The 11,270-nt window shown below is 55.2% G+C and carries 14 protein-coding genes and 1 tRNA gene; 13 read left to right on the top strand and 2 right to left on the bottom strand.

All coding sequences use genetic code 11. The annotated features are described in order from the left end of the window. Positions 1 to 4 precede the first annotated feature (4 nt). The 4 genes from cueR to AC2TEM_RS01895 all read left to right on the top strand — a co-directional run bounded on the left by cueR (position 5) and on the right by AC2TEM_RS01895 (position 2,611). Positions 5 to 391 (top strand): Cu(I)-responsive transcriptional regulator, encoded by a 387-nt coding sequence (gene cueR / locus AC2TEM_RS01910; protein WP_170392471.1) that lies wholly within the window; start codon positions 5 to 7, stop codon positions 389 to 391. 152 nt (positions 392 to 543) lie between these two features. Further along, entirely contained in the window at positions 544 to 933 is a 390-nt protein-coding gene (locus AC2TEM_RS01905; protein WP_170421590.1) for a hypothetical protein, read from the top strand. Positions 934 to 1,216: 283 nt separating this feature from the next. Further along, the gene (locus tag AC2TEM_RS01900; RefSeq protein WP_170421593.1) at positions 1,217 to 1,693 is read left to right on the top strand and encodes a DUF411 domain-containing protein; all 477 of its coding nucleotides are present in this window, start codon (positions 1,217 to 1,219) and stop codon (positions 1,691 to 1,693) included. A gap of 297 nt (positions 1,694 to 1,990) precedes the next feature. Then, entirely contained in the window at positions 1,991 to 2,611 is a 621-nt protein-coding gene (locus AC2TEM_RS01895; RefSeq protein WP_170421596.1) for a class I SAM-dependent methyltransferase, read from the top strand. Between the two features lie 363 nt (positions 2,612 to 2,974). Here the strand turns inward: AC2TEM_RS01895 and AC2TEM_RS01890 are convergent. Next, positions 2,975 to 3,064 (bottom strand) — tRNA-Ser (locus AC2TEM_RS01890). Between the two features lie 123 nt (positions 3,065 to 3,187). On the opposite strand from AC2TEM_RS01890, the gene AC2TEM_RS01885 reads away from it, so the two are divergent. The 9 genes from AC2TEM_RS01885 (at position 3,188) to AC2TEM_RS01845 (ending at position 10,650) form a co-directional block, all read left to right on the top strand. After that, a complete protein-coding gene (locus tag AC2TEM_RS01885; RefSeq protein ID WP_170421599.1) occupies positions 3,188 to 4,030 on the top strand; it encodes a DUF2059 domain-containing protein in 843 nt (280 codons plus the stop codon). After that, on the top strand, positions 4,030 to 4,836 hold the full coding sequence (locus AC2TEM_RS01880) for a DUF2059 domain-containing protein (protein ID WP_170608870.1): 807 nt from the start codon (positions 4,030 to 4,032) through the stop codon (positions 4,834 to 4,836). Before AC2TEM_RS01885 ends, AC2TEM_RS01880 begins: the two co-directional genes overlap by 1 nt. 210 nt (positions 4,837 to 5,046) lie before the next feature. Then, complete coding sequence (locus tag AC2TEM_RS01875) at positions 5,047 to 5,664, top strand: 50S ribosomal protein L21 (RefSeq protein ID WP_170421606.1); 618 nt, start codon at positions 5,047 to 5,049, stop codon at positions 5,662 to 5,664. An 11-nt stretch (positions 5,665 to 5,675) separates the two neighbouring features. Next, positions 5,676 to 5,945, top strand: coding sequence for a 50S ribosomal protein L27 (rpmA, locus tag AC2TEM_RS01870; RefSeq protein ID WP_010440093.1), 270 nt, complete (start codon positions 5,676 to 5,678; stop codon positions 5,943 to 5,945). 95 nt (positions 5,946 to 6,040) lie between these two features. Continuing rightward, positions 6,041 to 6,649 carry a LysE family translocator gene (locus AC2TEM_RS01865; protein ID WP_170803245.1) on the top strand — a complete coding sequence of 203 codons (609 nt, stop codon included), beginning with the start codon at positions 6,041 to 6,043 and terminating at the stop codon, positions 6,647 to 6,649. Next, entirely contained in the window at positions 6,646 to 7,182 is a 537-nt protein-coding gene (locus AC2TEM_RS01860) for a GNAT family N-acetyltransferase (RefSeq protein WP_170393085.1), read from the top strand. The genes AC2TEM_RS01865 and AC2TEM_RS01860 overlap by 4 nt, the downstream gene beginning before the upstream one ends. Before the next feature lie 37 nt (positions 7,183 to 7,219). Further along, the gene (obgE, locus tag AC2TEM_RS01855; RefSeq protein ID WP_170393084.1) at positions 7,220 to 8,254 is read left to right on the top strand and encodes a GTPase ObgE; all 1,035 of its coding nucleotides are present in this window, start codon (positions 7,220 to 7,222) and stop codon (positions 8,252 to 8,254) included. Further along, positions 8,242 to 9,348, top strand: a complete 1,107-nt coding sequence (gene proB, locus AC2TEM_RS01850) for a glutamate 5-kinase (RefSeq protein ID WP_170393083.1) — start codon at positions 8,242 to 8,244, stop codon at positions 9,346 to 9,348. The genes obgE and proB overlap by 13 nt, the downstream gene beginning before the upstream one ends. 39 nt (positions 9,349 to 9,387) lie before the next feature. After that, the gene (locus tag AC2TEM_RS01845; protein ID WP_170421613.1) at positions 9,388 to 10,650 is read left to right on the top strand and encodes a glutamate-5-semialdehyde dehydrogenase; all 1,263 of its coding nucleotides are present in this window, start codon (positions 9,388 to 9,390) and stop codon (positions 10,648 to 10,650) included. On the opposite strand, the gene AC2TEM_RS01840 is transcribed toward AC2TEM_RS01845, so the two are convergent. Further along, positions 10,647 to 11,243 (bottom strand): histidine phosphotransferase family protein, encoded by a 597-nt coding sequence (locus tag AC2TEM_RS01840; RefSeq protein ID WP_170421616.1) that lies wholly within the window; start codon positions 11,241 to 11,243, stop codon positions 10,647 to 10,649. The genes AC2TEM_RS01845 and AC2TEM_RS01840 overlap by 4 nt on opposite strands. Positions 11,244 to 11,270: the final 27 nt, after the last annotated feature.

The following is an 11,270-nucleotide window of genomic DNA, read 5'->3' as shown; positions in this document are numbered from 1 at the left end:
CGCTGTGAATATCGGAGATGTAGCAGAACGTTCGGGTCTGCCTGCCAAAACCATCCGCTATTACGAGGATATCGGGTTCATCAAACCCAAGCGGAGCCTCAATGGGTATCGCCATTTCGACGAAAAGGAACTGCACAAGCTGGCCTTCATCGGGCGGGCCCGCTCATTGGGCTTTACCATTGAGGATTGTCGTTCGCTACTGGCGCTTTACGAGGACAAAGAACGCGCAAGCGCGGACGTGAAAGAAATTGCAAAACAGAATCTGAAAGAGATCGACGATAAGATTTCCGATCTGAAGGCGATGCATGAAACACTGTCTCATCTGATCGAAGAATGCGCTGGCGACCACCGCCCAGACTGTCCAATTCTAAAAAACTTGGGCCAAGCGTAGTTAACCTTGTTGTTTGATCTGCCTCCAAGTTTGGCAATCTTTTTCTTCAGACGTGGCAATCCGCTCTTCTCTAGTGCGTGCCGCACTATCAATTGTAGTTTTGTTGGCTTCGGGTCAGCACGTTGCCACGATCACACTACGTCCGCAGTGCGGTGAATGAGTTGATCCCTGTTTTAAGAGAAACGCTTTTAGTGTGCGTCTGTCTTACTGTGACAATCATCGGCTCTGTTGCTTTTGCAAACAACGACTTTGAGATCGCAGACAGCCACAAACTGTATGGCGTTTCGATCGCGTCAAAAGCATCTGAATTCAAACACAACAATCGCCGTTCACATTCTACCACCGATCAAGATTGCGCGGACGACTGCGTGAGTTGTGGCGGGGCATGCCACACTGGAACCTGTTGCGTTGGTGAAAACCCGACCCAATTAGGACTTGCGGTTTTGGTGGAAGCTTATGGCCAGAGAAACCGTAACATGGACACGGATAACCAGAATTCTCAAGCGCCTCTGACGCCCAATCTTCCTCCACAAATATCCTAACATCCAAAGTCCCGAAAGTGCGGGTTTTCAAATTGTTTCTGTTTGAGCATGCACTGCGGTCGTAAGGAGATTATTATGCGTGGAAGAGAGGATAAACTATCAGTATTTGCCTTGGCGCTCATCTTATCCAAACGGTTGCGACATGCGTGCGCTATACACCGAAAGCGAACAGAAACAGGGCTAGTCATGATCGCGTGCTTGACACAAATCATAGCACTTGCCTGCGATTTCGGTCACAAGACCGAATATCACAGCGCAGGCGTAAACACGGAAAGGAAATGACATGACCACCACGAAACTTGACCGACGCCTTTTCCTGGCTGGCCTCAGCGCCTCCGGCATCGCCCTGGCTTCACCTACATTTGCAACGACCAAACCGCTGGTGCAGGTTCTCAAGGACCCCGCATGCGGGTGTTGTGGCGCGTGGATTGATATTATGCAACGCGAAGGATTCGAGATGGAAGTGCAGAATGCCTCCTGGGAGATTTTGTCTGAATACAAAGCTAACAAGGGTATTCCAGAAGAGATGGCGTCCTGTCACACGGGCTTGCTCGAGGGCTATGTCATAGAAGGTCATGTGCCCCCGGCGGACATCCGGCGCTTGTTGGCCGAACGCCCTGATGCGGTCGGGCTGACCGTGCCAGGTATGCCCTATGGCTCACCTGGTATGGGGCCGGAGAGTGAGCGGGAAGCCTATTCGGTTTTCCTGATCGGTAAGGATGGCACCACGGAAGTGTTCAACCATTACGAGGCAGCTTGATCGGCAACCTAAACGTATACCGCAAACGAAACCGCCGTGCGTTTGAATCTCTTTACGGTTGCTGTGAATGGCGGCGATTGAATCGTAACTCGAGATGTACAGTTGGTTGAGAATAGTTCGGTAAGTCACCAGCAAAAAAGGAAAGCCAAGCCGCTAAAATGTGTTGGTCGCCTTCTTTTTTCGTGATTTCAGCCAATACTGCCTTCCGCGGACTAAAAGGAAGGCAGATAGGCAAACCCGGCAGAGCAGTCTTTCGAAGAGTGCTTTCGCTACGTTAAGTTGGTGGAGCGTGGAGATATGACGGTCGAAAGAAAGGAACACTGGGACGTCGTCAATGGCGAGAAGTCCGAGGCCCAGTTGAGTTGGCATCAAGATGATCCACGTCTCTCTCTCGAACTGATCGAGATGTCTGGCGCAACTGCGAATTCATCAGTCATCGACATTGGCGGAGGAACATCCCGCCTTGCGAGCTCTCTACTCGCTATGGGGCTCCACGATATTACAGTCCTCGATCTATCGCAGGTCGCCCTGGATATAGCGCGGAACCGGCTTGGACAAGCCTGTGAAACAGTGAAATGGATTTCGGCAGACATCACTTCTTGTGTGCCTGATCGCCAATACGACCTGTGGCACGATAGGGCGGTGTTCCATTTCCTCGTCGATCCAGCAGAGCAGGCGGCCTATTTGAAAAGTCTCCGGCGAGAGGTGAGTGTCGGCGGACATGTGATTATTGCCACCTTTGCGCCAGATGGACCAGAGAAATGCAGCGGCCTCCAAGTCGCCCGATATAGTCCAAGCGACCTCTCCAGTCTACTGCAAGAAAGCTTCGAACTCATCGCACATCGCCATCATCTGCATCAAACTCCCTTGGGCAAAAGACAGTCATTTCAGTTCAGTCTTTTTCGCCGCTTCCGGTGAAGCCGCAGATGAAACTGGTCGTTAGCCGACCTGCCCATCACGCTTCTGAGGATTGGCTAAGAAAAAAACTTGCCTGATGTCTAATCGGCAAATCGCTTTTGTTCTATCTCCAAATTTGAATGAATGGAGGAAAAGCCGCAAAGATCCAAAGGGATCCTGCAGGCGTAGGCCCCTTTTTCGATTACCTGAACGAATTTGGAATGGCCCAAAGGTGACGTAGTGTGCACCAATAGGAGCATAGCTGGCATAATCAGAAGGCCTGAGAATGGGCATAGTATTACACTTTTGGCCTCCTAAAACGCCAATCCTAAAGCTGTTCCAAGTCCTGAGACCAGACAATTTTCACTGTTTTTTGGAGCATAGTGGCGGAGAGACAGGGATTCGAACCCTGGGTGGGCTTGCACCCACAACGGTTTTCGAGACCGCCCCGTTCGACCACTCCGGCACCTCTCCGCGGGGGTCTGTGAGGGGGGGATTTAGTGGTGAACGGGCAGGGGTGCAAGCAGAAAATTCCGGATTTTGACGATAGTGGGATTTTCCATTGCCAGAGGTAAGAAAACACCTAGGCTGATATGTATGACTTACTTTATACGCCAGTTCGCAATCAGCCTCATCCTTCCAATTTTCTCGCTTGGTGTCATGGCCTCGCCATCTCAGGCCGCCAGTCAGGATCAGATTGAGGCGTTTCTGACCACGACAGGGTTTGACGTTGCCTTGGAAAGCATAGCGCAGGCCTCTGCTTCGGCCCCGCAGATGCTGGGTATCGACCCTGACGGTTTCGGATCGGATTGGGCGCGTCTGACCGAAGAGGTGTTTGATACCGCTTTGATGCACGAAACGGCCGTCTCGATCCTTGAACAGACGCTTAGCGAAGAGGCGCTGGTCCACGCGGTCTCGTTTTACGCCTCGGAGTTGGGGCAAAGACTGGTCGTTGCTGAAAACGCCGCTCATATGGATGACGATGATGATGCCAAACAACTGGCCGGGCAAGAAATCGTCTCGAAGTTGATAAAAGAAGGCTCATCTCGTGTTGAAAGCCTGAAACGCATGAACCGTGCGGTGGACGCCAGTGGAACCTCGCTGCGCGCGCTGCAAGAGATCCAGGTGCGGTTTTTGCTGGCGGCAAGTGCGTCTGGCATTATCGACATGCAACTGAGCGGAGATGAACTGCGCGCGATGATCCAACGCAATGAAGGTGAGTTGCGTCGATCTCTGCAACTGTCAGCTTTGGCAGGGGCGGCTTACACCTACCAGGATTTCTCGGATGAGGATGTCGACGCCTATGTTGACGCTCTGGAACAGCCTCTGATGCAGGAGGTCTATGAGCTGTTGAATGCGATCCAATATGAAATCATGGCGATGCGGTTTGAAGTATTGGCCGCCCGCATGGCCGAATTGCGCCCGGCGCAGGATATCTGATGCGAGTTTTAGCTACGGCACTCTGTTTGACGATCTGGGCACTGCCTCTGGCCGCAAGCGAGCGTGCTGAAAGACTGATGCAGGCGATGCATATTTTGGATTTTATGAAAATTCTTAGTGAAGAAGGCGTGGCGCAAGGGCATGCAATCAACGAGTCGATGCTGGGCAGCTCAGGAGGAGCCTATTTTTTGGCGCAAGTTGAGGATCTGTACGATCCGACTACGATGCACCAGCAACTTTCGCTGTCTGTTGGCGAGATGATGTCCGATGCGCAGCTAGAACAAGCTTCGATCTTTTTTGAAAGCGAACTGGGGCAAAGCATCGTTTCTCTGGAAAATTCGGCGCGCCGGGCCATTGCAGATGACGCGATCGAAGAGATGGCACGCAGCGCTTACGAACAGGCTGATCGCGAGGGCATGTTTTTTCGTCTTGTAGATGAATATGTGCAGGTCAACGACCTGATCGAGAAAAATGTGCAAGGCACCATCAGCGCCGATTATAGTTTTTACCAAGGACTTGCCTCTGGGCAAAGTGCCCTGTTCGACGATGCATCCGTGTTGCAGGAACTGCTATCTCAGCATGAGAACACCAGGGCAGAGACAACTGAATGGATGTACTCGTTCCTTTTATTGGCCTATCAGCCGTTGAACGAGTCTCAGATGCGAGAGAACATCGCCTTTTCCCGCACCGATGCGGGTCGGGCCTTGAATTCCGCTTTGTTCATGGGTTTTGATGAAATGCTAAACGGCATCTCTTACCAGCTTGGTCAAACCGTCGCGCAAGCCATGAAAGCGTCGGATCTCTGAGCCGCAGATTTTTGGTTGACTTTCTTCATGAATGCTTCGATAAGCGCGCATCCCGGCCGGCTTTCCGCGCCGGGTATCGTTATTCTTTGACCTGATGGCATGTGCCAAAGGTCATTCACACAGCCCGAAAAGGGCGCGCTGTTCGAGGTGGCGAAAGCCGGAAACACCCAATCGGGGACCACAGAACGCGGTCAGACAAAGGAAAGACGCATGTTTGCGGTCCTCAAGACTGGCGGCAAGCAGTACAAGGTTCAGGCGGGCGATGTGCTCCGTGTTGAAAAGCTGGCTGCCGACGCAGGTGAAAAAGTTCAATTCAACGATGTTCTGATGCTGGGCGGCGACGCACCGGTTGTTGGTGCACCTTTCGTTGAAGGCGCAGGCGTACAGGCCGAAGTGATCGAACAGATCAAAGGTGACAAGGTCATCAAGTTCGTCAAGCGCCGTCGTAAGCACAGCTCGAAGCGTACCGTTGGTCACCGTCAGAAACTGACTCTGGTCAAAATCACCGACATCCTGTCGTCGGGCGCTGACAAGTCGGGCATCAAAGCTGCAACCGGTTCGGCACCGGCTGGCGAAGCTGCTCCGGTGGCAAAAAAGCCTGCCAAGAAAGCTGAAGCCAAAGCAGAGGCACCCGCCGCAGCTGCTGCCGCTGACGATCTGACTGCTCTTAATGGTGTCGGCCCTGCCGCTGCCAAAAAGCTGGTTGAAGCCGGTATCGAAAGCTTTGCCGCTCTGGCCGCCTTGTCGGACGAGCAGATTGCTGCTATCGACACCATCAAAGTGAAACCCGAATGGGTTGAGCAAGCCAAAGAGCTGGCTCAGGGCTAAGGAGAGAGAGAATGGCACATAAGAAAGCTGGCGGTTCCTCCCGTAACGGTCGCGACTCAGCTGGTCGTCGCCTTGGCGTGAAACTGTATGGTGGCCAGGCCGCCATCGCAGGCAACATCATCGTGCGTCAGCGCGGCACCAAGTTCTGGCCGGGCGAAGGCGTAGGCATGGGCAAAGACCATACCATCTTTGCAACTGTCGATGGCGCCGTGAAGTTCCATAAGGGACTTAAAAACCGCACCTTTATTTCGGTCCTGCCAGTGGCGGAGGCCGCAGAGTAAGCCGAAACCCAGAAGGTTTAAGAAAAATTCATGGGGGACCGGCACAAAGTGCCGGTCCCTTTTTCGTTTTAACGCAGTCGTGATCACCAGAACCGATGACAGTCGCAACCACCAGTTTCCTGATTTTTGCCGCTTCGCAGGTTGGCACGCCGGGACCGGCCAATATGGTCCTGCTGGGAACAGGTGCGCGTTTTGGCTTTCGGTCGGCACTGCCCTTTGTGGGCGGGGTCATTCTGGGCAAACAGCTGATCATCTGGCCGGTTGGGTTTGGGCTGATGCAACTGGCCGATCAGGTGCCGTTGGTGTTCGAGACACTCAAATATGCTTCTGCTGCATATATTTGCTGGCTCGCGTGGAAAATTGCCAATCTGCGGCTTTCCCGAGATCAATCGGATAAGCAAGTGCCCGGTTTTCTGGCGGGGTTAATAGTGCATCCTCTTAACCCTAAAGCTTGGGCAATGATTATCGCAGGTTTCACCGGGTTTGTGGCAACAGGAACACCCAGTTTTGAGGCGACCCTCACGATCGCTCTCTGTTTGTTAATCTGCCAGATCGTATTGCACCCGATCTGGACATTTGCAGGAGATCGGATCGCCCATGCGGTTGAAGGTCGGCCTGCAGAAAAATATCTGATGTGGACGTTAGCCAGTTTGACAGTTGCGTCCGTACTTTTTGTGTTGTTCGGAGGAGGAACGCACTCATGAAGATTGAGGCAATAATAAATCAGCCGGTCATTGAAACCGAGCGGTTCGACCTTCGCCCTCTGCGTCGGTCGGATTTGGGTCTCATTGAGCATTACGCAGGCGATGAGCGTGTGGCGCGCATGACGACATCGATCCCGCATCCATTGCCACCTGGCTCGATTGAGGCGTTTGTGATGCGCGCGATGGCCGAAGACCGGGACGAGGATGTCTGGGCAATGGATGCCACAAAGGATGGTGGCCCGGAGCTGATCGGACTGATTTCATTGACCCGGCTGGATCGCAACCAGTCCGAGGTCGGCTATTGGGTCGCCCCGGTGTATTGGAACACCGGCATTGCATCGCTGGCCGTTGAAACGCTGGTCAACGCCAATCCGCTGGAAAACGCGACCATGTTCGCGAGCGTGTTCCAGGACAACCCGGCCTCGGCCCGGGTTCTGACCCATTGCGGGTTCCAGTATCTTGGCGATGCGGAAACCTATTCGGTGGCGCGCGATGCGAATGTGCCTACCTGGACCTATACAAAGAAACTCTGACTTGTGGCCGATGGGGCCTTTGCAGTAGGGGACAGCTATGAAATTTCTCGATCTTGCAAAGGTCTACATCCGGTCCGGGGCCGGAGGTGGCGGCTGCGTCAGCTTTAGACGTGAAAAGTACATCGAATACGGCGGACCCGATGGCGGGGACGGCGGTAAGGGTGGGTCTGTTTGGGCCGAGGTTGTGGACGGGCTGAACACCCTGATCGACTTTCGCTATCAACAGCATTTCTTCGCCAAGAACGGCCAACCCGGTCGCGGTCAGCAACGCACCGGTAAGGATGGTGACGACATCATCCTGCGCGTTCCCGTCGGAACCGAGATTCTGGACGAAGACGAAGAGACCGTGATTTGTGACCTGACCGAGGTTGGTCAGAGGTTTTTGCTGGCAAAAGGCGGCAACGGCGGCTTTGGCAACCTGCATTTCAAATCCGCGACCAATCAGGCCCCGCGCCGCGCCAATCCGGGGCAGGCGGGGATCGACCGCACCATCTGGCTGCGGCTGAAGCTGATTGCGGATGTGGGTCTTTTGGGCATGCCCAACGCCGGGAAATCAACTTTCTTGGCTGCCACATCCAATGCACGGCCCAAAATCGCCGACTATCCATTTACTACGCTGCACCCCAATCTGGGCGTTGTCGGTGTCGATAACGTGGAGTTCGTCGTTGCTGACATTCCAGGTCTGATCGAAGGCGCGCATGAGGGGCGTGGAATCGGTGACCGGTTTCTTGGCCACGTAGAACGCTGCGCGGTACTGTTGCATCTGGTCGACGGCACCTCGGAAACTGTGGTCGAAGACTATCGCACAATCATCACCGAGCTTGAGGCCTATGGCGGAGAGCTGGCGGATAAGCCGCGTATCACCGTATTGAACAAGATCGACGCTCTGGACGATGAGGAACGCGAACTGATCAAGGCCGAACTGGAAGAAGCCGTTCGCGGCCCGGTCATGACCATGTCAGGCGTTGCGCATTTGGGCGTGACCGAGGTGCTGCGGTCCTTGCGGGCTCAGATCGATGAAAACCGCCTGCGCCAGAAACCCGCCGAGGAGGCCACGCCTTGGCAACCCTGACCCATGCCCGCCGCCTGGTGGTCAAGATCGGATCGGCCTTGTTGGTCGACCGGGATACGGGATTGCTCAGGTCGGATTGGCTGAAATCGCTGGCGCAGGACGTGGCTTGGCTGAAAGGGCAGGGGACAGATGTTGTTCTGGTCTCGTCCGGGTCAATCGCGTTGGGTCGAGGTGTACTTGGCCTGCCGATGCAGAATCTGCCGCTGGAACAGTCACAGGCCGCTGCGGCGGTTGGACAAATCCGGCTGGCCCGTGCGTATGAAGAAGCGTTGACGCCGCATGAGATCAAAACCGCTCAGGTGCTGGTCACGTTGGAAGACAGCGCAGATCGGCGGCGTTATCTGAATTCCCGTGCAACGCTGGAAACGCTGCTGAGCCTGGGTGTTGTTCCGATTGTCAACGAAAACGATACAGTCGCCACGGATGAGATCCGGTATGGCGACAATGACCGGCTGGCAGCGCAAATCGCCGTGACCATCGGCGCGGATCAGTTGATCCTGCTTTCAGATGTCGACGGGTTCTATTCGGGCAATCCCAACGAGGACACGACAGCCACCCGGTATGACGTGATCAAACAGATCACGCCCGAAATCGAGGCCATGGCAGGTGACGCGGGATCGGGGCTGTCAAAGGGCGGCATGAAGACCAAGCTGTTGGCTGCCAAGATGGCAACCGCAGCTGGCTGCGATATGGCGATAACTGAAGGATCACCCCTGAACCCGCTGAAAACGCTTGAAAATGGCGCGAGCTGCACTTGGTTCACGGCCACACTCGATCCGCATGCAGCCCGGAAACGCTGGATTTCGGCGATGAAACCGCGCGGAGAGATCGTGATCGATGACGGCGCGGCAAGGGCGCTTTCCAATGGCAAAAGCCTGTTGCCCGCTGGCATTGTCGAGGTCACGGGTGATTTCGGTCGCGGCGATCCCGTCGCTGTTCTGGATGCGCAGGCGCGGAGGCTGGCACAGGGGCTAAGTCGCTATACCGCGCAAGAGGCGGATGCGATCAAAGGACGTAAATCGTCTGAAATCGAGGCGACGCTAGGCTATCCAGGCCGCGCGGCCCTGATCCACCGGGACGATCTGGCGCTGTAAGGGCGTGATTTGATAAACTGAGACCGAAAGGCGCATGAGATGAAGGATTTCGACAACATTCCCGCAATGATGGCCGACCTTGGTGCGCGCGCCAAAGCAGCCTCGCAAGAGCTTGCCTTTGCCACCGCCGAACGCAAGCACGCCGCGCTGATCGCAGCCGCAGACGCCGTTTGGCACAAACGTGCCGGCATTATCGAAGCGAACAAGAAGGATTTGGAGTTCGGGCGAGAAAAGGGTTTGAGCCCCGCGATGATGGACCGCCTGATGCTGGATGAAGCACGCGTTCAGGGCATGGTTGACGGGCTGCGCACCGTTGCCGATCAGACTGATCCTGTGGGTGAGGTGTTGGCCGAATGGGACATGGCCTCGGGCCTCAACATTCAGCGTGTGCGCACGCCTTTGGGTGTAATCGGCGTGATTTATGAAAGCCGCCCCAACGTGACGGCGGATGCGGGTGCATTGTGCCTGAAATCCGGGAACGCCGTGATCTTGCGCGGCGGGTCTGAGAGCTTTCATTCGTCAACCGCGATCAATGCCTGTCTGGTTGAGGGGCTAGCAGCTGCTAGCTTGCCCGAAGACGCCATTCAACTGGTGCCGACTCGCGACCGGGCTGCGGTGCAAGAGCTTTTGACCATGACTGATTATGTCGACGTCATCGTTCCCCGAGGTGGCAAAGGATTGGTGGGTCTTGTGCAACGCGAGGCGCGCGTGCCCGTCTTTGCGCATCTCGAAGGCATCGTTCATATTTATGTTGATAAAGCCGCCGATCCCCAGAAGACGCTGGATGTTGTGTTGAACGCCAAAACCCGGCGCACCGGTATCTGTGGCGCGGCAGAATGCTTGCTGATCCATCAAGACGTTGCAGAAATACTGGGCCGTGATCTAATCGCTGCTCTTCAAGCTGCGGGTGTTGAAGTGCATGCCGAAGGCGTTTTGGCCAATGAAAACACCATTCCTGCGTCGGATGATGACTGGGGCAAAGAGTACCTAGATAGTATCATCGCTGCACGGACCGTAGCAGATATCGACGCCGCGATTGCGCATATCCGGCAGTTTGGCTCAAGCCACACCGATTGCATCATGACCGAGGATTCCGCGGCCGCCGAGCACTTCTTCGAACGGCTCGACAGCGCTATCCTGATGCATAACGCCTCGACCCAATTCGCGGATGGCGGTGAGTTTGGCATGGGTGCTGAGATTGGTATCGCCACCGGCAAGATGCACGCGCGCGGTCCTGTCGGTGCCGCTCAGTTGACCAGTTTTAAGTATCTGGTGCGCGGAAACGGGACCACTCGGCACTAAAACCGCAGTGTCACCCGGGTTGCGGTCGTTTCTACCGTGATCCTGCGCCCCATCGTCGAGGCTGTGTCCGGCAGCAGGGCAAATTGAACCTGCGCCGGGCTTAGTTTTTCGGTAAATCGCCCCGAGCCAATCCCTTTCCACAGTCCCGTATTGAGGTTCAGCTTGTCAGCAACGCCAGTCACCGTCCATGCGTCGCCCTGAGTTTCGATTTCCACTTCGCCGCCGAAGGGCATCGCATTTTCACAGCACATCACAGCCAGAAACGCGAGTTTAACCTGATTGCGCGGGACAGGTTCGGTCAGGTTCCAACTGATCCGCAGACGCCCGGCCTTTTCCACATCTTTAAGAAGCTCGACCACTTCGGTGCGACCCAATGGCTGATCGCTTGCTGATCCAAAGGCAACGCGGAAAAACCGGATGCGGGCGCCTGCACTGCCAACGCTGCCCGAAATCAGCTCCATTTCAGGGCCTTGGACTGCGCCAACCATCTCCAACAGCTCAAGCCCGTTGGTAATTGCCCCAATGGGGCTGATCAGATCATGACAGATCCGAGAGCCGATCAATTCGGCCAGGTTGACGTCTGACGCGCCCATGCGTACCTCCTGCTGCATCTGCCTTGG

The organism is Ruegeria sp. HKCCD3925, assembly GCF_057221175.1.
Note: the sequence above shows the minus strand (reverse complement) of the source record. Positions and strands in the feature narration are given on the sequence as shown.

Excerpts from the sequence above, each read along its gene's own strand:
- AC2TEM_RS01880 (WP_170608870.1), top strand. The coding sequence starts at position 4,030 with ATGCGAGTTTTAGCTACGGCACTCTGTTTGACGATCTGGGCACTGCCT.
- rpmA (WP_010440093.1), top strand. The coding sequence starts at position 5,676 with ATGGCACATAAGAAAGCTGGCGGTTCCTCCCGTAACGGTCGCGACTCA.
- obgE (WP_170393084.1), top strand. The coding sequence starts at position 7,220 with ATGAAATTTCTCGATCTTGCAAAGGTCTACATCCGGTCCGGGGCCGGA.
- AC2TEM_RS01845 (WP_170421613.1), top strand. The coding sequence starts at position 9,388 with ATGAAGGATTTCGACAACATTCCCGCAATGATGGCCGACCTTGGTGCG.
- AC2TEM_RS01840 (WP_170421616.1), bottom strand. The coding sequence starts at position 11,243 with ATGGGCGCGTCAGACGTCAACCTGGCCGAATTGATCGGCTCTCGGATC.
- AC2TEM_RS01885 (WP_170421599.1), top strand. The coding sequence starts at position 3,188 with ATGACTTACTTTATACGCCAGTTCGCAATCAGCCTCATCCTTCCAATT.
- AC2TEM_RS01875 (WP_170421606.1), top strand. The coding sequence starts at position 5,047 with ATGTTTGCGGTCCTCAAGACTGGCGGCAAGCAGTACAAGGTTCAGGCG.
- AC2TEM_RS01860 (WP_170393085.1), top strand. The coding sequence starts at position 6,646 with ATGAAGATTGAGGCAATAATAAATCAGCCGGTCATTGAAACCGAGCGG.
- AC2TEM_RS01865 (WP_170803245.1), top strand. The coding sequence starts at position 6,041 with ATGACAGTCGCAACCACCAGTTTCCTGATTTTTGCCGCTTCGCAGGTT.
- AC2TEM_RS01900 (WP_170421593.1), top strand. The coding sequence starts at position 1,217 with ATGACCACCACGAAACTTGACCGACGCCTTTTCCTGGCTGGCCTCAGC.
- AC2TEM_RS01895 (WP_170421596.1), top strand. The coding sequence starts at position 1,991 with ATGACGGTCGAAAGAAAGGAACACTGGGACGTCGTCAATGGCGAGAAG.